We start from the raw sequence: 18,428 nt of genomic DNA, 5'->3' as shown, positions 1-18,428 counted from the left end.
GCGGCATGGGGATGGTATATCAGCGAGTTTTGCTGAAGCTCAGCGGTGAAGCGCTGATGGGCAGCTTGGGCTACGGGATCGATCCGATAGTGGTTCAGTCGATCGCCCAGGAAGTGGCCAAAGTCGTGTCCCAAGGCATTCAAATCGCGATTGTTGTCGGTGGCGGCAACATTTTTCGCGGGGTGAAAGCTGCTTCGGCAGGGATGGATCGGGCAACGGCTGATTATGTGGGTATGATTGCTACGGTGATGAATGCTATCACTTTGCAGGATGCCCTGGAACAAGCAGGAGTGCCAACGCGGGTGCAATCGGCGATCGCCATGCAAGAAGTAGCTGAACCCTACATCCGGCGGCGGGCAATTCGCCACCTAGAAAAAAAACGAGTAGTGATTTTTGGTGCCGGTTCTGGCAACCCTTTTTTTACTACTGATACTACAGCCGCTTTGCGGGCGGCTGAAATTGATGCAGAGGTGATTTTTAAAGCTACTAAGGTAGATGGGGTGTACGATTCTGACCCCCACGTCAACCCCAACGCGCGCAGGTATCAAACCCTCACCTATGCCCACGTCTTGAATCAAGATTTGCGGGTGATGGACAGTACGGCGATCGCCCTTTGCAAAGAAAATAATATTCCTATTATGGTATTTGACCTCTCGGTGTCGGGCAACATCTACCGAGCTGTAATGGGAGAATCTATTGGAACTCTTGTCGGAGGTTTTTGTGAAGTTAGCTGAAGCAGAAGATCATATGCAAAAGGCAGTTGAGGCTACTCAACGGTCTTTTAATACTATTCGGACGGGACGGGCCAACGCCTCCCTCCTCGATCGAGTCATGGTAGACTACTACGGCTCTCCAACTCCGATCAAATCCCTTGCCAATATCGGCACCCCGGATGCGACTACGATCACCATTCAACCGTTCGATCGTACAGCGCTGACCTCGATCGAAAAAGCAATTTCCCTGTCCGATGTAGGACTCGTTCCCAACAACGACGGTTCAGTTATTCGCTTGAACATTCCGCCGCTGACAAGCGACAGACGCCAAGAATTTGTCAAAATGGCCAGTAAGTTTGCTGAAGAAGGTAAAGTTGCAATTCGCAATATCCGCCGCGATGCCGTTGACTCGATTCGCAAGCAGGAAAAAAGCAGCGATATCTCTAAAGATGAATCCCGCGACTTGCAAGATAAAATTCAAAAGCTGACGGACAAGTACGTTGCCAAAATAGAAGAAGTTCTGGCAGCCAAAGAGAAAGATATCACGACTGTTTAGGGAATGGGAAATTGGGCATGGGGAATAGGAAGAGTTTTGAGATTGTTCAGAGCCGGCCGCGAACAACGAGCAGACGCTTAATCATTTGTGAGTTGTGAGTTAAAAACTCAAGATTTCACACTCATTAACTTACCCATTCCTCCTGCCCCATTGACCAATCACCCATTACCAGTTGTCCGGTGAAGGAATTCGTCCTGCCATTTTTAGTGGATTTAAGGCTGCTGAGGCGCTCGATCGAGCTCTTGGATGTGCCGACGACGCTAAGGAGCCTTACACTCAATCGATCGCCCAAGAATGGAACACTCATCTGATTTGGGTCAGTCGCTTGGCTAGAGCATTCTATCAGTTTACAGGAGCTGCTTACAGAGCGGGCGTCAAATTGCCGATGACTACTCAGTTGATGAGCAAAATTTTGTGTGGCGAACCGCGTTATGCCGATATCGCTAACTGCGCTCTTAAAAAGCTGATGCCGCTTTAGAACGAAGGAAGTTCAGCAACGGATTTAACGCATGGATTTTGAGGGAAGAAAAAAGAGAGAATCTTCTTAAATCCCAATTCCTTATTCTCAATTCCTCATTCCCAATAGCGGTAAGGTGCGCCCCTAAGCACCCTAGATAATTGGATTTTGCGTAAATCCTGTAAAATTTAAAATCTAAAATCTAAAATCTAAAATCTAAAATCAAATGATAATTTATTTTTATAAAGTAGAGGAGCCTTATGGCTGCTTTTCTAATTTTTCACTACACGACATTTCTCTGCACGGTCAATATTGGTTGACGGTGGAACATTACTATCAAGCCCAAAAATTTGTCAGCACCGATCAAAGATTAGTGGCGGCGATTCAAGCCGTAGCAACTCCTCAAGAAGCCGCTAAATTAGGTCGCGATCCCAACCACCGGATTCGCGCTGATTGGGAAGCCGTGAAAATTCCCATTATGCGCGAAGCAGTTTTAACTAAGTTTCTCACTCATACAGACATTCAAGCGATTCTTCTTGCCACAGGGGATCGAGTAATTGTAGAGGATTCGCCAACGGATTACTACTGGGGGTGTGGCTGCGACCGAACCGGTCAAAATCATTTGGGTAAAATTCTGATGAGCGTGCGCCAAGAAATTAGTCAGCACCAAGGGCGCTGATAGAAACTCAAATTCTTTCGTTAATTATCATTATATGAAGTTCTACAACAAATGTCAAGTTATCCTAACAATGAAGAATTCTCCTAGTGAGAGTGTAAGATTGCGAGAAATTTATAAGAGCATTAAAATAATAATTATTATTTGCTTAAGTCGCTCTGCCTGTTGAAGGCAAGGATTAAACTGGCGCGATCGCAGATTTTACTTACCCCAGCCCACCAGAGGCGATACACCGTCGTCTCTGACAAGTGCGCGACGGATTAATTGTACAGATCGGTTGAGTCAAAAACTCAGGGTGAGGCATTTGAGTTTCAACGCTCCAAGAGCACATCAAAACTTCTTATTATCATTGTATAAGTACAAAAGGAGATTTATGCAACTCAGAGAAAATACGCAAGAATTACATTATAAACTAGACAGAGAAGTTTTGATACGGCGGATAACAGAACGCATTCGCCAATCTCTAGAATTAGAAGATATTTTAACCAGTACGGTAGCAGAAGTGCGGTCTTTTTTGAAAACAGATCGCATTATGATTTACAGGTTTAGTGCCGACGGCAGTGGAGAAGTTGTTGCTGAGTCACTTAATAACAACCATCTCCCTTCCTTGAAAGGACTGCACTTTCCAGCAGACGACATTCCCGCCAGCGCCAGGGAGATGTATCTCACTTTGCGCCAGCGGACAATAATAGATGTTAACTCAGGGACGATCGTCCTGAGTCCCCTCGATGCAGCAGACACCGGTCAACCCTTAATAAAAGAGGAGATGCACTACCGATCGCTCGATCCTTGCCACACCGCTTACCTGATCGCAATGGGAGTGCAATCATCCTTAGTCGTGCCGATAGTGCACCGCCGGATCGTCTCGGAAAACAGCAAAACAGATATCTGCCAAGCCGCGACGTGTCTGACTCGATACGAGCCAGGAAATAATCAAAAAATTCACATCGAACTGTGGGGACTTTTAGTGTCTCACCACTGTGCGCCCCTCAATATTTCACCAGCAGATTTAGAAGTAGTTCAGCTCGTATCGGATCAATTGTCTAGCGCTATCGCCCACGCCCTCCTCCTCCAGCAAACCCGCTCTCAAGCGGCCCGCGAAGCTACCGTGAGCCGCATAGCAGCCCTGTTGTACGGTCACGTCAACATTCAACTGCAACAGGGTTTAGAAGCCACCGTCACCGCTTTGGGTGGCAGCGGTGGCAGACTCTATCTCAACCAGCCGAAAATCAACGGTGAAAAATTATCCCCTCCCAAGATAGAAGGAGGATTGCCAATTGCCCCGGCCCACAGTGATGCTACCTTTGAACTGTTCACCACAGGAGAACAACCGACACTTCCCAACTGGGAAAAAGTTAAGGCGATCGAAGCTCATGCCCTCTGGCAGGAATGGCTAACCAAAGGATTCAAAAATACCGAAGAATTTCCCAAATTTCCAATTTTTACTAATTCTCAATTCCCAGTTTTGATAATTACCGACTTATACAAAGAACCTCTATTTAGAGTTTTAGTTCCCGCTTTCCAATCTACTAAAATTCGGGGTTTGTTGGTAATTCCCCTCCACTACAAACAACAAGTAGTTGGCTGTTTGACCATTTTTCGCAATGCAATAGATACCGAAAAAATGTGGGCGGGGCGCTTTGACACCAGCGCTGCACAAACCCTTCCCCGACAATCATTTGAACTTTGGCGAGAAATAAAAAAAGGTCAGTCGCCAGAGTGGAAGTACGAAGAAATTGAGCAAGCTTTAGCTATAGGCAGCCAATTTTGTTCGGCAATTGGGCAGTACGTTCTTTATAAAGAAGTGCAAACTCTGAATGCCAACTTGGAGCGCCAAGTTCAAGAACGCACCGCCCAATTGCAAAAATCCTTGGACTTTGCCAAAGTATTGACGCGAGTTAGAGACCAGATTCGCAGCACCTTAGATTTAAAAATCATACTGCAAACTATTGTGCGAGAAGTCAGAGTTTTGTTGGATACCGATCGCACGGTAATCTACCAATTTGCGGCCGACAAACAGGGCGAGGTAGTTGTCGAAGCTGTTTGCGGCGAGTGGCGGTCAATTTTAGGTATCACATCTCCACAAGGATGCTTTCCCGAAGGCTCAGACTGCTTTTATCGAGCCGGACGGGTGCGAGCAATTAATGATATTTATACTGAGGATTTAACACCCTGTCACCGCGAATTTTTGGAAGATTTGCAGGTGAGAGGAAGTTTAATTGTACCCATGATGGGCAAAGATTCCCAATTGTGGGGGTTGCTGATTGCCCATGAGTGTTCGGGGCCGAGAGTTTGGCAAACAGCAGAACAGGAATTGGTGCAACATTTAGCGGCTCAAGCTGCGATCGCCATTCACCAAGCAGAACTTTATCAAGAAAGTCTCAATGCAGCAACTGCCGATCGATTAAAAGCCGAACAGCTAGCTAAAACCCTCACAGAATTGCACAATACCCAAGCCCAACTGATTCAAACCGAAAAAATGTCCAGTCTCGGACAACTCCTGGCCGGAGTCGCCCACGAAATCAATAACCCCGTTAACTTTATCTACGGTAATCTGTCCCACGCCAGCGAATACACCAAAGATTTACTCTGCTTGGTGGAACTCTACCGCCAGCACTACCCCAATCCCAACCCAGAAATTAGCGAGTGCTCCGAAGCAATAGACATCGAATTTCTTGCCGAAGATTTGCCAAAAATTTTGGGTTCCATGACAGTCGGAGTTGAGCGCATTCGCCAGTTAGTGGTATCTTTGCGTAATTTTTCCAGGATCGATCAAGCCGAGAAAAAAGCCGTTGACATTCACGAGGGCATCGACAGTACCCTGTTGATTTTGCAGCACCGGATCAAAGCCAATTCTGAGCACAACACCGTAGAAATCATTAAAGAATATGGCAAGTTGCCCTTAGTTGAATGCTATGCCAGCTCGCTCAATCAGGTATTTATGAATCTGATCGGTAATTCCCTCGACGCCCTAGAACTGAGAAAAAAAGAGGGAGTTATGAATCTTCCCTTTAAAGCAGCAAATGCAGCCGCGACGCATTTAAGCTCCCAAATACTGCCTATCGAGTCAGGAGATATAAAGGCCACCACCGAGTGTTTGATTCCTAATTTTCCATCTCCTTGCATTCGGATTCGCACTGAATTAATCAATGAAAAAATGGTAGGAATTTGCATTGCCGACAATGGTCACGGCATCCCCAAAGAGTTAATCTCTCACATATTTAATCCGTTTTTTACTACTAAACCCGTAGGTCGGGGCACGGGTTTAGGACTGTCTATCAGTTACCAAATTGTAGTTGAGAAACACCAAGGCGTACTTAAATGTGTTTCTGTACCCGGTCATGGTACAGAATTCTGGATCGAGATTCCCCTGAATTAAGTAGAACAACCTAAAAAAACTGAACACCCACATAAGCTGTTGCGCGTTTAAATTGCATATTCGGGACGGGCTCGCGTGCCCATCCCACAATAATTTGAGTGATTTTTGACACACAATTTAAATGGAGAACAGCTTACCCGACTTCTTTGATGATAATTTGGGTAGTTAACAGCGATCGTGTTTTACGTCAAGAAATTATTTTCTCTTCATCGCAGAGAGAGATAATTCGATTCACAAAAGCTTTTAGCTCTGGACAAGCTTGAATCGCAATCATCAAATCGTTTTTTTCCAAAATAGCCTTTCCATCAATCACTTTGTCATAGTCTTTTCTGCATTTTCCTGTTCTAAAAATTTCCTTAATCCAATAGGAAGGTGGCTTTTGATGATTCACTGTTTCAGGCGAACCGCTAGGAGCAGAAAGGTTGTGTTTCGCTAGCTTCTGGATAGTGGTCCAGTAGGGAAGAAGCCATGCTTCAAAATCATGTGATGCTGTGTGAGGATAGAATTTTGGGGATTCTCTTTAGCATCATTGGCATCTTTAAAGTCCGGCTTTCCCGTATAAACGTCTGTAAGTGCAATTACAGCATCATAGCCATCATTATCGAGGAAATTTTCAACAATAACCTTGAGTTTCTTTTCCTTGGGAATTCCACCATGTTGGGGTTTAAAGTCGAGTCTGGGCATTTTTTGCTTGCTCTAAACGACTTTGGAGAAACTTACGAAGCTTCTCTTTAAATGCCACTTCAGTAGCACCTTCAACCAAAATAGCAATTCTCATGGACGGCCACCCATCACATTCATTTCCCAAAGCTGGTCAAGAGTATAATCTTCTAACCATTTATTCAGGTTAAAAGTGTCACCCCACCTCATTTTTGCCTCCCCTTCTTCCAAATCGCAGACCAAAACCTCGCTTGGATCGAGAAATCTGATGAGTCTATCTGAGTGTGTGGCAACTATCAGTTGAGTGTGTTTTGAAGCTTCTCTCATTAGATAAACTAAGTGTCTTAAGAGTTCCGGGTGTAGGCTAACTTCGGGTTCATCTAACAACGTAATAGTTGTTAAAGTTTGACTTTGCAGCAGCGCAACCAACCAGAGGAAACGCAGCGTTCCTTCTGATAGCTCATGGACATAGAAAGGCTCAGAAAAATTTCTATCTGTCCAAGTCATAGACATAGTTCCTGCGGCAACCGGAGGAAAGTTTAATCGCTCGAAATCTGGAAAGGCAGCAGAAATGATATTTTCAACCATTTCAAAACGGTCACGATCGGTTTCCCGAAGGTCATAAAGACAGGAAACGAGGTTTTCACCGCTTGCTCCAGGCAACTTTGCAGGGCGCATTGCTTGAGGTAGACGGATTGGACTTTTCTCGGAAACATCGAGTGATCCATAATATGTGCAAGAAGCAAGGCTCTTTCTCAGGTTCTCTGGTTCGCGATACATTTTAGGAACTTGAGAAAGGGATGTTTCAAGAGGATTATGCTCCCAACTCGGTCTAACAAATCCTCTGCTTTCTTCTTGAGAATATTTAATATCCAAACCTTGTGATTCAATATACTTGAATGGTTCAGCTCTGTTGGGATTTCTCTGCTGTGTTAAAGATTCGTCTCTAACTTCATAAGATAAACCTTTAGGTGACAATGTTAAGCTGTACTTCAAAGGTTGTTCCTTTGGCACTTGCAGTGAAATTTCAATTTCAAGTTCTTGTACTTTACCTCTTGTCAAAATTTCATTCAAGCCGCCTTTAAGTTGTAATAAATTCTGTAAATTTCCAATTGCTGAAGCGGCTAGTATTGAAAGGACATCTAAAAAAGAAGTTTTTCCTGCTCCGTTTGCACCAATCATGACGATGAGATTTCTCATCTCAAGCTCAATATTTTGAAGACGCCGAAAACCCCTTACGGATATATTTTCAAATCTATTCATATTCTGTCCTTAAATAGTGAAACTAGCCTAGACACATATATTGAGACTAGGCTAAGTATACCTGCCTTACAGACATTAGGGGTTTAGTAAAGCCAGATGGGTGTAAGAAACGCTCTACATCGCTTGGGTTGGCGCAATGAAAAATCGTTGGAGCAGGTCGTTCACAAGTTCTTAAGGTAAAACCAACTTGATCAGCACAGAACCGATCGACCCCAGAAGACTCATAAAGTCGCCGCGGCTGGAAGTGCGGGGTTCCGTTGGCTTTTGGCGTGCCACAATGGCTTCGCCTAACTGCTTTGACAACTCCTCACCTTGGGGATTTCCTTGATCTGCAAAGAGTTTGTTTGCTATTGCAGCGTCTTGAGCCGCACCGGCGAACTCTCCCAAGTCAGCGCGAGACATACTGCGTGCAAAATAAACTGCTGCTAAATCCGATTTCAGATTCAGGGCTTGATTGTAATAATCAATGGCGTTTCTGTAGTTTCCTGCTTGAGCTTCCAGCACTCCCAACCGATAGAAGTCTTCAGCGGTGCCAATATTGGTTGGCATTCCTCTAACTCCGAGCAGTTGCGCGTTAGTTAAATTGGCGTTGAGCAAATTGGCGTCGCTGAGATAGGCACTTCTCAAGTCAGCACCGCTGAGGTTCGCACCGCTGAGGTTTGCCCCTGTCAGGTTGACGCCAAACAGGCTAGTGCCGCTGAGGTTGGCACCGCTGAGGTCAGCCCCCGCGAGGTTGGCTCGACTGAGGTTAGCCAACCTCAAGTCAGCACCTTTGAGATTGGCTCCTGTTAAATTGGCTAAAACCAAGCCAGCACTGCTGAGGTCGCAGTTGGGGCACTGTCGGGTGGCTAGTAATTGTTGCGTGTGTTGGATGTTCTCGGCGGGTGCAGGAGCGATCGGGGCGATCGCGCTCAGCAGCGTTGCAGCAGCGAGGATTCTGAGTTTCATTTTAACCGTCCCAAATCCAAAATATTAAATCTAAAATAGCTTTTATCGAAGCAATTGAAAATCACCATAACACAAGTTCACCCAACAAATCTTTTGACTTGCCGTATGTAGGAGTTCTGAGCGCCATCAGCAGCCTAGATTGAAGTTCTCGGCCTTACCTGAGTGTCAATCGATTTTAGATTTTAGATTTTAGATTTTAGATTTTAGAATTGAAGCATTGACTTGCGCGAGAGAAATACGTTCGGCAAGTTTCTCGGATACAGGTTTTTTATTTCTGGACGGATGAATCACGTGGCGGGTATCATGGATGCTTTCGGTCAAATAAAGATTTCGCTGCCAATAAATTAGGGTAATGAATTACTCATTACCCTTTAGCCGCTGTTCTCGGCAACCATAAAAATTAACCAATAAATTAGTCGTGAATCGTGCCGTCGGGCATCGTTGTACCCTTAAGATATACTCCGCTCAGGTTGACTTTTGTAAGGTTTGCTCCCAACAGGTTTGCTCCGCTTAAGTCGGACGCACTTAAAATCGCTTCAGTCAAGTCGGCCCTAATTAGACTCGCCCCCATTAAGTCGGCTCCGCTAAGGTCTACTTTACTCAAGTTTGCGCCAATTAAATCGCATTCTGTGAGCACCGCCCTACGCAAGTTTACTCCGTAAAAATTTACTCCGTGCAAGTCTGCACGGCTGAGTGTTGCCCGAGATATATTCGCTCCAATTAAAGTTGCTTGGATCAGAGAAGCTCCGCTCAAGTCTGCTTTACTGAGATTTGCTCCCATCAACTCAGCTCGATTCAGGTTAGCTTCAAGTAAAAGTGCTTCTGTGAGGTCTGCTCCACCTAAGTCTGCTTTGCTCAAATTAATCTTGCACAAATTGGCTTTGCCAAAGTTGACTCTGTTGAGTTTGGCTTTGCTGAGATTGGCTCCAATCAGGTCGGCTTCATACAGATTGGCTCCAATCAATTCTGCTTCGTAGAGGTAGACCTCGTGCAGGTAGACCCCACTAAAATTTCTTTCTCCTATTGCATATAGCTTGAGCAGTTCGTCAACGTTCATTGTGGCTTCTCTACACCTTTTAAATGAAGAATACTGTCAGCAAGCTGGTTACACCGGATGTTCTGCAATTTTAGATTCTGAAATATTCACACCTAGGGTGAAACTTCCCTGAATCTATAAGGTTTTAGGTGGAAAGTCCGATCGAACTCATAACTTTTTGTGGCTAGTTGAGCTTACTGAGTGCTCGTGTGACCTAAATCACAAAACAATGTTAGTAGTATCACATAGAGGTTCCGCTTTCGATCACAGCAGACGGGCAAAAATAGCCGATACTTATACTGTAATGCTGAGAAATTGACAATGCCACCCTCGTCGTGTTTTACTCAATTGGCGATAAAGCCAGTAGTTTCACGGATAGTAGCCCGCTTGCTGTGAAAGTAGGTTGCAACGTCACTCGGCCCTACCCGCTCTGACCGATGAGAGTGCTGATATCTAAGGATTTTTCGCACTGCGAAAGCCAAAAATGCACTTCGGGGACGAGGGGAATGTCTGTATAAAAATGCGATCGCTGGTGTACAGACATTCGCTTGTTTGCTAGCACCTAATGACTGAAAATCGCCCATACGTTCGCAAAAAATACCAATAAATACCAGGAAAACCATGATTGATGTTTAACAATAAAAGAATAAATGGTATTCCTTAAGAGTCACCTATTGCCGCTAATGTTACAGTCGATCGGTTAACGGCTATCAGTATTAGCAATGACGCTTGTCCATCAAATACAAAACTGACCCAGAAACAGGGTGTTTTACCAAAAAAATCGTTGCAACCTTGCTCCAGGTTAAAATAATCAGGTTTCTGAGCGTCTGAGTGCATCCAGGAAGGAAAAAGTTGAATGAGTACGATCGCTTTTGTATTGCTTCAGGGCAAACAAAAGGTCAGCATTTAGGATAGGAGCAGCTTTTGCTCCCTTGTCAAACAAAGGTATTGTAGAACGCGAATCGTGAGGTAATTGATATGGCTGGAGTATGTAAACTTAGCATCACAGAGACAAGTGAAGAGCTAAAAAACCTGTTAACTGAACAAAAAACAGCAAGTGGCTTTCAAAAAATTCAAGCACTTTACCTGTTCAAAATTTGTCATGTTAAGACAGTTAAAGAATTGGCAATGACGATCGGGGTAAATCGAATTACAGTGCAGCGGTGGCTGAGAAAGTACCGATCTGACGGACTCGAAGGACTCCTCGAAACAAAGCACAGCGGTGGCCGTAAGCCGGCCATTCCACCTCTTGCCCGCGCTAGTTTGGCAATGCGCCTCAGCGACCCCCAGAAAGGCTTTAAAAGCTATGGAGAAATTCAAGAGTGGTTGCAGCAGGAATACAGCATTGAGGCTTCCTATAAAGCAGTTTATGCAACAGTCAGATATCACCTAAAAGCCAAGCTGACGAAAGTCTAGACAGTTCATACCACGTCGGATTAAGCACCGATTATCTAATGGTTAACCGTCAGCTTTTGAATATCTTGAGGAGTTGCGTCATCACGACAAACCGGACTAATTCTTTTTTAACAAAACTCGCTCTCCTAAACTGCGAAGCATATAAATTATATGTTGTGGCAATGGGGGTGAAGGGGAGAAAATTTGATGCTTTTCCCGCGTTTGTGAAAGATGCTTAAAAAATTAGCCAGAAAGAATAACTTGCAAGTTTTGTCTAACTTGCAGGTTTTGTTATATGGATGTAAAAATTGGCAGCGGCTAAGGCAAAAACCGATCCAAAGCGGCTTTCAACTCTTCGATTTCCGTATCGATATTGCCTTCTTTCGCGGCTCTGGCGATGCACTCAGTTAAGTGTTCGTCAAGAATGATTCTCGCTACGCGATCGAGCGCGCCTCGAACCGCAGCAACTTGCACCAGAACTTCGGGACAGGGACGGTTTTCTTGCACCATTGTTTTAATGCCGCGGACGTGTCCCTCAATCCGAGACAAGCGATTTACCAGCCGCCGCCTCGATTCTTCATCGTGATGGTGAGGGTGGACTGATTTATCGTCGTGATGGTGGTGGTGGGAATTTGAGGGCAAGGATTTGTCAGTAGAAGTATCAGATAGAATCATTGGGGTTATACCATTTTAGATTTTAGATTTTAGATTTTAGATTGGGAATGAGTGATTTGGTAATGGTTGGGCCCACGGGCCTAGAGTTGCATTCTTTTTTTGAAACTGGTATTACTAGGGAATTTTTTAAAGTTAGAATTCAGAATAGGGTGAGTTGGTGCGGGCTCGTGACTCATGTATTGTAACTGTCAAAATATATTTAGGATCTTCATAGTGACAGATTATTGAGTCCGCACGATCGCACACCCTTACCAGACTAACCCAGACTAACAAAGATTGACGCTATGCGACTATTTAAGTTTTTTCGGCCCGCACCTCGAACCGGTGATCGTTGGTTGGCCCTAATTTTAGCAATGACGATCGCCCTGAGTGCGTTAGCAATCAATCCTGCACCCGCTACCGCCGCGACGTTCACAAATCCGCCCAACTTACACTTCCAGAGTTTCCCAGCCACCGCCGCGAATCCGCAACTGTTAGCGCTGCGGAGTCCTGAACTCCCAGGGGATACCGGCAGTTTTGTGACTGCAGCAGTCGATCGAGTCGGGCCAGCAGTTGTTCGTATTGATACCGAGCGCACTGTCAGTCGCAACATCGATCCCTTAATGGAAGACCCCTTCTTCCGCAGATTTTTGGGAGAAGATTTACGCAGCTTGACCCCCAGACAAGAACGCTTACGCGGTCAAGGTTCCGGCTTCATTATTGACAAAAGCGGGATTGTTTTAACCAACGCTCACGTAGTTGACAAAGCCGATCGAGTCACTGTCACCTTAAACGACGGCAGAACATTTCCAGGAGAAGTCCAAGGTACTGACGAAATAACAGATTTGGCAGTTGTCAAAATTAATACCAAGCAATTAAACCTGCCGACGGCCACCTTGGGAGATTCCGACGCGGTGAAAGTAGGAGATTGGGCGATCGCCGTGGGCAACCCCCTGGGATTTGACAACACCGTCACCTTGGGCATTATCAGCACCCTCAAACGCTCCAGTGCAGCCGTCGGCATTCCCGACAAGCGGCTCGATTTCATTCAAACCGACGCGGCCATCAATCCCGGCAATTCCGGTGGCCCGCTGTTAAACAGCAGAGGAGAAGTGATTGGCATCAACACGGCGATTCGAGCCGATGCAATGGGTATTGGGTTTGCGATTCCGATCGACAAAGCCAAGGCCATCTACGCGCAGTTAGCCAAGGGAGAACAAGTCAGCCATCCGTTTTTGGGGATTCAGATGATTGCTTTGACTCCTGAAATGGCCAGAGAGAATAATTCTGACCCCAATGCTCCTTTGATTGTCCCGGAAGTTAACGGAGTTTTAGTGATGCGAGTTGTGCCCAACACCCCTGCGGAGAAAGCAGGGATTCGCAAAGGGGATGTGATAGTTCAAATTGACGGTGAAGGAGTGACTGAGGCGGAACAGTTGCAAAATTTGGTGGAAAACAGCCAAATCGGTCAAATTCTCAAACTGAAGGTGCGCCGTGGTGCCCAGATTAAAGAAGTAGCCGTTCAAACTGCTCAATTGCAAGATTTTTAGAAGTGAAGAGGAAGGGGTAAAACTGTTAAAAAACCTTTCCTTCTTCCTTCTTCCTTCTTCCCTCGGACTGACATCCGTTACATCCGTTACATCAGTTACATCCGTTACATCCGTTACATCCGTTACATCCGTTACATCCGTTACATCAGTTACACAATCCGTTGCCGAACTTCCTTCCTCTATATGACACGAGTTCAACTTGCCTATCCCAAAATTCCCGATAGTAAAAATTGCCCTAACGAACAATGTGTAGCTTTTGAGAAGTACGATGGCACTAATTTGCATTGGTTTTGGGAAGTTGAACTTGGTTGGTATGCTTTTGGTACGCGCCGCAGTAGATTTGATTTGGATGAGATGGGAATTGCAGAATTTATTGCTGCACATCCAGGTTTAGAAGCAGCACCTGAAATATTTAAAAGAGAGTTTGCTAGTCCCTTAGAGTTTATTTTTCGAGAGAACGAACAGTATCACTCGGCTGAAATTACGGTGTTTAGGAGCGCGAATTAAATAACTTACAATTTTAATTGTTATTGTGGGATGGGCGTCCCGCCCGTCATGAGTGGACGGGCGGGACGCCCATCCCACTTTCATTGTGGAAGTTATTTAATTCTCATTCCTTACAGAGTTTTTTGGTGCTAGCTCGTTTGCGGGCATGCACCAAAAGGACGATCGCAAACAACTGGTACTTTTTGATGTGGAAACCGATCGCGGTATGGTTATTCCCGATCGGTTTATTCAGGATTTTGGTAAATTAAATATTGCGCGAGTGATTTATCGCGGCAAACTGACGGGAAAGTTTATGGATGATATTCGCCACGGAAAATACGGTGTAGATGAAGGTGTTGTGTGCAAGGGAGGCAGCAATGCTAATAATCTGTGGATGGTGAAGATTAAGACTGATGCGTATATGCAGAGATTACAGGAAGTTTTTAAGGATGATTGGGAAAATTACTGGGAGTAATATCAATCTGATAGATATACTGTCACAAGCCAAAGTGGGAGATATCGGCAACACCCTTGGATTTGACAATATCGTTGCGTAAGTCATCAGGAATTAAAGTATATTGGTCGTAAGCTGTGGAGCATTTAAAGCACTAACGAGGCTTGTATGGTGCGTCAGGAGTGAACACTTACAGGACTTGGGAAACACTTCTGTACTGACGCACCCTACTATCGTCTTTTAAATGCCGAACAGCTTAATCAATAGACAGCCAATAAAAAAATCAGGGAAGATTTAGTTATGACCTCTGTGCAGCTTGAAAAAAAAGCCATGACTGAAGAAGATGTGGCAAAGTTATGGGAAGCTTTTAAAGTATTTGACGCGGACGGGAGCGGTGCTATTTCATCAGAAGAACTGGGTCAAGTGATGCGATCGCTAGGCCAGAGTCCTAACGAAACCGAGCTGCGCGACATGATCAAAGAAGTGGACGTAGACTTGTCTGGCAGTATCGATTTTGATGAATTCAAAATGCTGATGGTGTCCCAGCAGGGCGATCGCCAGAGTCGTCTCAAAATGGCATTTAGTGTATTTGATGAAAACGGTAGCGGTCAAATCACCAGAGACGAGCTGCACGGTGTGATGAGCCAGTTTGGGCTGACAGAGCAAGAGCTCGATGAGATCATCAAAGAGGTAGACAATGACGGCGATGCCTCAATTGACTTTAAGGAATTCTGCAAACTGGTACCGGATGAGTCAGAGCTCACAACAGGATATCAAGACTCGCCGGTTCCGGTTGTCAGCACACAGACAACCGAGATTTCAGACAGTACAGCGGCTGCGATCGCAAGTACAGCAACTGCGATCGATGAGGCAGCTTCTGCCACTATTGAACCTAATCTAGAAGAAGCACCCACCGATAGCAATCCAGAAATAGCGCGCCTAAAAGAACTACTCGCGCAACACCCACAAGCTGAGAACAAGCGCGGTACGTCCCGCTTGCAGATGCAGATTGGTTTGTTTCGTCTGATCCAGGGAGCAGCCTACCGCAGCTTCCGCGAGAGTTTTTCCGCCAACCACGAGACTCACCTGCGCGTGAGAAACTTGCCATACAGAATCGTTGATTTTGTGCAATTTGTCAGATGTGCGATCGGGCTTTATAAAGGATTGGGTGTAGTAGAGTCGGCGTGCAACCCTGTACTGGATGCAGTAGTTAAATCGCTCGAAGATGAATATGCCCGACTGCAAGATCGCATCAAAAACTGGAAGACTATAGAAAAAACTCCAGAAATGTTGGCAGAACAAAAAGCCATGTTGGAAGCGCGAGGTAAGTCTGCAACTGCCAAGGAAAAGTTTGCGGCGGGAGTCGAGTTTGCCATCACCATCAAGAAAAAAAGTCTCAACTTGCGTGACATCGCCGAGGGTGTGCTTGCCATCAACGAACTCAACCGATTGAGAAAAATGGAACTGAGTGAGGAAATGGCACCGCCACCAGCCAAATCTGAGGGAGATCCAAAAGAGTACCTGAAGAAGTGGAACCGCGTCATCCTCTCGGATGCCTCAGAGGAAATCGATGGTGCGATGATGCCAGTAGCATATTGGTATGAGGACTTTATGCCGAAGCTGCTAGCGGCCTTCAGCGTCAGCACAGCAGCAGACATCCCCTTCAACACGGTTCCTGACGAAGTGGCTTTAAACCAGTGGTACGAAGCGACTAAAACGTCAGGGGAATTTGGGCGCTATGGGGCGGATGTTGCAGAAGGCTTTCCCAAATGCGCTCCAAAACAGAAGTTGATGCTTCAACAGGCATGGCGCTTGACGCACAACTACCTGAATGGGGTACAGAAACGGCGCGAACGCTTGGAGTTTGGGCGCGAGTCTGGGGAACTCTCGCAATACGTATCGTTCATCGACGTGTATATCGATCGCAGTGAAATAAAGAATTCACAAATGCGCGTCAGCTTCCCGTATTATATTGGCCCTGCGGTGTGGCGTTTCTTCCACACTACGGCTGAAATTGTCTCTACCAAGACCCCCCAACAGCAAAAAACTCTGGTGGCAATTTTCAAGGACTTCTTCAAGCTGTTTGCCACTATGTATCCCTGCCCCTACTGCCGCCACCATCTCAACGCCTATGTCGTGCAGAATAAAGAGGTGGAAATGTACCCTGTGGAGTACCTCGTGCTTGGGCGCGATCCGCGTCTGAATAACTTTGAGGTATCAATGGAGGCGAAGCTGTCCACCGTAGTAGATGGCGCTTCCCTGCGCTTATTCTTCTGGAAGCTGCACAATACTGTCTCTTCGTCAATTGCGCGATCGGAGGAGTGGTATCACAAGGATGAGAAAGCATTTTATACCACTCGTTATTGGCCCAGCATTGACTCTGAGCTAGCACGAGCCAAAGCCCTCAAACACATTAGCATTGCCACCGATCGGATGTACCGCCTCTACGGTATGCTCAAGCCGGCGGCACGACTGACAGGGGTGAGAGCAACATTGCAAAAGCTGTTGGATAAGAGGGATGAGGAAGGCATCAAGGAGGCTTGCTTAGTTGCCCAAGATTATATCAAGGAGTTGGAGGAGGCGATCGTCACCGGACAATTCCTACAAGAGACATATTACTTTGACCCTGACCTTGTGGATCAAGCTCCCGTCTTTAGTCCTGAAGAAGAGGAGTTTGCTCGAAGCGGTGTGTTCGTAGAGGTGGCTTAGATATCAGTCCGTAAAAAGTTAAGCTTTTAAGCTTAACTTTTTACCGATTATAAAAACTAGACAACTTAGCGTGATTAACATTCTGAGTAGATTTATAGCAGAAGGAATAAATTTTGAATAATTCGGGTTCTATGTATTGATGGGTAGAAAACGCGATATTAAACAGGTTGATGCGATCGCTAGGGAGTTTAAGATGGGAGGTGAATTAAGGATTGCTTTTGGTTTATTCCTTGAGGAAGAAAAGAAAAATGGTTATGGTGGAACTTTAAACCGTAGAGGCGATTTTACTTATGAAGAACTCCGCCAGAAAGCTCAAGAATTTTTAGAGGATCTTTAAATGGCTATTCAAACATCTATTGCTAATCAGAAGCCAGATATCGAGCAAATTATTTTAGTTATTACTAAACCGATGATCGGAGAAATTTGTCATCAGGTTATATTTAGTTATGGGGATGAATTACGGCTAGATTTCGGTGAGATGTCTGCCTATACTCACCCAAAATTAGCACATCTACGCAAAGGTAGTTGGCAATTTGGCACAAGGGCAACACCTTGGGTTTTCAAGCAAGGTGATCGAATCTTAACTTCTTCCTTGCCAGTAGATATAGATGCAGAAATAGATGAGGTAGAAATAGATGCTGTCAAAAAAGTTTTGCAGCAATTGGAAAATAAAGAATTGATTGATTTTGTGATTTATGCTCGTAATATTAGTCTCACTCTAGTTTTTGAGGGTGACTATAAACTTATTTTAGAGCCAGATTTGCAAGATGATTCTGGACTTGCTTATTGGGAATTGTTCATGCCAACTGAACAAGTTTTGACGGTTGGGCCTGGATTTTTTTGGGAATGTAAATCAATTCACGAACGTTATTGATATTAAATTAAATTGAGGATGGCTTCACGTCTCTAAAATAGTCCTTTGTAGCCAAGTCATAATAGATTGAATCAGGTGGGGATCTTGGGCTGAGAAGGTGGGAATGGTGGGATGGGGTGAGTCGGCGATCGCGCAGATTGTCGCGTCGAAGCGAGTGAGAGAATCGAGAAAAGTTTGGCTAAAACCTGGAGGTATCGCGTCTTCGTAGAAAATGAGAATGGGGTGTTTTTCCCAGTCTATGAGTAAAGAGTAGATTTTGAGTTCCGTGAGGGTGGGGGGCGATGCCCTCTGTGGATTTGGGGCAGTAGTGTTTTTTGATGAGTTGACAGGAAATAAAATATGTGGAATGCTAAAGTAGTCAGACAAGTTCAAACTTTAATTAGATCAGGGTTAAATTTATGGGAGAGGCAAAACGACGTAAGAAACTTAATCCTAATTATGGGAAGCCCACTTCTCAAGATGATTTAGGAGATAAAAAAGGGGCGAGCGCCGATTATAATAAAGAGATTGGACTTCAGCCTGACTTAGCTTTTGCCTACGGCAACCGGGGTAACGTCCGTTATAATTTAGGAGATAAAAAAGGGGCGATCGCTGATTATAATAAAGCGATTGAACTTC

General features: G+C 45.2%; 20 protein-coding genes and 1 pseudogene. 13 read left to right on the top strand and 8 right to left on the bottom strand.

The features are described 5' to 3' along the window. Nucleotides 1-5: 5 nt before the first annotated feature. From pyrH to QT984_RS19800, 5 genes are all read left to right on the top strand, one after another. Nucleotides 6-734, top strand: a complete 729-nt coding sequence (gene pyrH, locus QT984_RS19820) for a UMP kinase (protein WP_333056538.1) — start codon at nt 6-8, stop codon at nt 732-734. Continuing rightward, on the top strand, nt 721-1,269 hold the full coding sequence (gene frr / locus QT984_RS19815; protein ID WP_333056539.1) for a ribosome recycling factor: 549 nt from the start codon (nt 721-723) through the stop codon (nt 1,267-1,269). The genes pyrH and frr overlap by 14 nt, the downstream gene beginning before the upstream one ends. A 172-nt stretch (nt 1,270-1,441) precedes the next feature. Further along, nucleotides 1,442-1,747 (top strand): hypothetical protein, encoded by a 306-nt coding sequence (locus QT984_RS19810; protein ID WP_333209158.1) that lies wholly within the window; start codon nt 1,442-1,444, stop codon nt 1,745-1,747. 205 nt (nt 1,748-1,952) lie between these two features. After that, nucleotides 1,953-2,405 carry an NADAR family protein gene (locus QT984_RS19805; protein WP_333056541.1) on the top strand — a complete coding sequence of 151 codons (453 nt, stop codon included), beginning with the start codon at nt 1,953-1,955 and terminating at the stop codon, nt 2,403-2,405. Nucleotides 2,406-2,775: 370 nt separating this feature from the next. Next, complete coding sequence (locus QT984_RS19800; RefSeq protein WP_333374737.1) at nt 2,776-5,781, top strand: GAF domain-containing protein; 3,006 nt, start codon at nt 2,776-2,778, stop codon at nt 5,779-5,781. 187 nt (nt 5,782-5,968) lie between these two features. Here QT984_RS19800 and QT984_RS19795 read toward each other — a convergent pair. From QT984_RS19795 to QT984_RS19770, 6 genes and pseudogenes are all read right to left on the bottom strand, one after another. Continuing rightward, nucleotides 5,969-6,235, bottom strand: a pseudogene (locus QT984_RS19795) (DUF4276 family protein); the annotation flags it as partial. Continuing rightward, entirely contained in the window at nt 6,214-6,465 is a 252-nt protein-coding gene (locus QT984_RS19790) for a hypothetical protein (protein WP_333056544.1), read from the bottom strand. The gene QT984_RS19790 and the pseudogene QT984_RS19795, both read right to left, overlap by 22 nt. Nucleotides 6,466-6,555: 90 nt before the next feature. Beyond that, a complete protein-coding gene (locus QT984_RS19785) occupies nt 6,556-7,704 on the bottom strand; it encodes an AAA family ATPase (protein ID WP_333269907.1) in 1,149 nt (382 codons plus the stop codon). Nucleotides 7,705-7,875: 171 nt separating this feature from the next. Beyond that, nucleotides 7,876-8,652, bottom strand: coding sequence for a pentapeptide repeat-containing protein (locus QT984_RS19780; protein ID WP_333056818.1), 777 nt, complete (start codon nt 8,650-8,652; stop codon nt 7,876-7,878). A 412-nt stretch (nt 8,653-9,064) separates the two neighbouring features. Further along, complete coding sequence (locus tag QT984_RS19775; RefSeq protein ID WP_333056817.1) at nt 9,065-9,709, bottom strand: pentapeptide repeat-containing protein; 645 nt, start codon at nt 9,707-9,709, stop codon at nt 9,065-9,067. A gap of 400 nt (nt 9,710-10,109) precedes the next feature. Continuing rightward, complete coding sequence (locus tag QT984_RS19770) at nt 10,110-10,232, bottom strand: hypothetical protein (RefSeq protein ID WP_333056816.1); 123 nt, start codon at nt 10,230-10,232, stop codon at nt 10,110-10,112. A gap of 434 nt (nt 10,233-10,666) precedes the next feature. Here QT984_RS19770 and QT984_RS19765 point away from each other — a divergent pair, with 434 nt between their 5' ends. Beyond that, on the top strand, nt 10,667-11,104 hold the full coding sequence (locus tag QT984_RS19765) for a helix-turn-helix domain-containing protein (RefSeq protein ID WP_333056815.1): 438 nt from the start codon (nt 10,667-10,669) through the stop codon (nt 11,102-11,104). A gap of 297 nt (nt 11,105-11,401) precedes the next feature. Here the strand turns inward: QT984_RS19765 and QT984_RS19760 are convergent, their stop codons facing one another. After that, nucleotides 11,402-11,758 (bottom strand): metal-sensitive transcriptional regulator, encoded by a 357-nt coding sequence (locus tag QT984_RS19760; protein WP_333056814.1) that lies wholly within the window; start codon nt 11,756-11,758, stop codon nt 11,402-11,404. A gap of 284 nt (nt 11,759-12,042) precedes the next feature. On the opposite strand from QT984_RS19760, the gene QT984_RS19755 reads away from it, so the two are divergent. The 6 genes from QT984_RS19755 (at nt 12,043) to QT984_RS19730 (ending at nt 17,810) form a co-directional block, all read left to right on the top strand. Continuing rightward, nucleotides 12,043-13,287 (top strand): HhoA/HhoB/HtrA family serine endopeptidase, encoded by a 1,245-nt coding sequence (locus QT984_RS19755; protein ID WP_333374734.1) that lies wholly within the window; start codon nt 12,043-12,045, stop codon nt 13,285-13,287. 183 nt (nt 13,288-13,470) lie between these two features. Continuing rightward, nucleotides 13,471-13,794: a hypothetical protein gene (locus QT984_RS19750; RefSeq protein WP_333374732.1), complete on the top strand. Its 324-nt coding sequence runs from the start codon at nt 13,471-13,473 to the stop codon at nt 13,792-13,794. A 145-nt stretch (nt 13,795-13,939) separates the two neighbouring features. Further along, on the top strand, nt 13,940-14,248 hold the full coding sequence (locus tag QT984_RS19745; RefSeq protein WP_333374730.1) for a hypothetical protein: 309 nt from the start codon (nt 13,940-13,942) through the stop codon (nt 14,246-14,248). A gap of 309 nt (nt 14,249-14,557) precedes the next feature. After that, nucleotides 14,558-16,936, top strand: a complete 2,379-nt coding sequence (locus QT984_RS19740) for an EF-hand domain-containing protein (protein ID WP_445243050.1) — start codon at nt 14,558-14,560, stop codon at nt 16,934-16,936. 139 nt (nt 16,937-17,075) lie between these two features. Then, the gene (locus QT984_RS19735; RefSeq protein ID WP_333374729.1) at nt 17,076-17,273 is read left to right on the top strand and encodes a hypothetical protein; all 198 of its coding nucleotides are present in this window, start codon (nt 17,076-17,078) and stop codon (nt 17,271-17,273) included. Continuing rightward, nucleotides 17,274-17,810, top strand: coding sequence for a hypothetical protein (locus QT984_RS19730; RefSeq protein WP_333374726.1), 537 nt, complete (start codon nt 17,274-17,276; stop codon nt 17,808-17,810). A 24-nt stretch (nt 17,811-17,834) separates the two neighbouring features. Here the strand turns inward: QT984_RS19730 and QT984_RS19725 are convergent, their stop codons facing one another. After that, nucleotides 17,835-18,176 carry an NACHT C-terminal alpha/beta 1 domain-containing protein gene (locus QT984_RS19725; RefSeq protein WP_333374724.1) on the bottom strand — a complete coding sequence of 114 codons (342 nt, stop codon included), beginning with the start codon at nt 18,174-18,176 and terminating at the stop codon, nt 17,835-17,837. Between the two features lie 32 nt (nt 18,177-18,208). On the opposite strand from QT984_RS19725, the gene QT984_RS19720 reads away from it, so the two are divergent. Continuing rightward, on the top strand, nt 18,209-18,428 hold a 220-nt coding region (locus QT984_RS19720; RefSeq protein ID WP_333374722.1), incomplete at its 3' end, for a tetratricopeptide repeat protein.

Origin of the sequence: Microcoleus sp. Z1_B2 (assembly GCF_036700325.1) — a bacterium.
In the GTDB taxonomy this organism is placed as follows: Bacteria; Cyanobacteriota; Cyanobacteriia; order Cyanobacteriales; family Microcoleaceae; genus Microcoleus.
Note: the sequence above shows the minus strand (reverse complement) of the source record. Positions and strands in the feature narration are given on the sequence as shown.

Excerpts from the sequence above, each read along its gene's own strand:
- pyrH (WP_333056538.1), top strand. The coding sequence starts at position 6 with ATGGGGATGGTATATCAGCGAGTTTTGCTGAAGCTCAGCGGTGAAGCG.
- QT984_RS19805 (WP_333056541.1), top strand. The coding sequence starts at position 1,953 with ATGATAATTTATTTTTATAAAGTAGAGGAGCCTTATGGCTGCTTTTCT.
- QT984_RS19800 (WP_333374737.1), top strand. The coding sequence starts at position 2,776 with ATGCAACTCAGAGAAAATACGCAAGAATTACATTATAAACTAGACAGA.
- QT984_RS19790 (WP_333056544.1), bottom strand. The coding sequence starts at position 6,465 with ATGCCCAGACTCGACTTTAAACCCCAACATGGTGGAATTCCCAAGGAA.
- QT984_RS19785 (WP_333269907.1), bottom strand. The coding sequence starts at position 7,704 with ATGAATAGATTTGAAAATATATCCGTAAGGGGTTTTCGGCGTCTTCAA.
- QT984_RS19780 (WP_333056818.1), bottom strand. The coding sequence starts at position 8,652 with ATGAAACTCAGAATCCTCGCTGCTGCAACGCTGCTGAGCGCGATCGCC.
- QT984_RS19775 (WP_333056817.1), bottom strand. The coding sequence starts at position 9,709 with ATGAACGTTGACGAACTGCTCAAGCTATATGCAATAGGAGAAAGAAAT.
- QT984_RS19770 (WP_333056816.1), bottom strand. The coding sequence starts at position 10,232 with ATGTCTGTACACCAGCGATCGCATTTTTATACAGACATTCCCCTCGTC.
- QT984_RS19765 (WP_333056815.1), top strand. The coding sequence starts at position 10,667 with ATGGCTGGAGTATGTAAACTTAGCATCACAGAGACAAGTGAAGAGCTA.
- QT984_RS19760 (WP_333056814.1), bottom strand. The coding sequence starts at position 11,758 with ATGATTCTATCTGATACTTCTACTGACAAATCCTTGCCCTCAAATTCC.
- QT984_RS19755 (WP_333374734.1), top strand. The coding sequence starts at position 12,043 with ATGCGACTATTTAAGTTTTTTCGGCCCGCACCTCGAACCGGTGATCGT.
- QT984_RS19750 (WP_333374732.1), top strand. The coding sequence starts at position 13,471 with ATGACACGAGTTCAACTTGCCTATCCCAAAATTCCCGATAGTAAAAAT.
- QT984_RS19745 (WP_333374730.1), top strand. The coding sequence starts at position 13,940 with ATGCACCAAAAGGACGATCGCAAACAACTGGTACTTTTTGATGTGGAA.
- QT984_RS19740 (WP_445243050.1), top strand. The coding sequence starts at position 14,558 with ATGACTGAAGAAGATGTGGCAAAGTTATGGGAAGCTTTTAAAGTATTT.
- QT984_RS19735 (WP_333374729.1), top strand. The coding sequence starts at position 17,076 with ATGGGTAGAAAACGCGATATTAAACAGGTTGATGCGATCGCTAGGGAG.
- QT984_RS19730 (WP_333374726.1), top strand. The coding sequence starts at position 17,274 with ATGGCTATTCAAACATCTATTGCTAATCAGAAGCCAGATATCGAGCAA.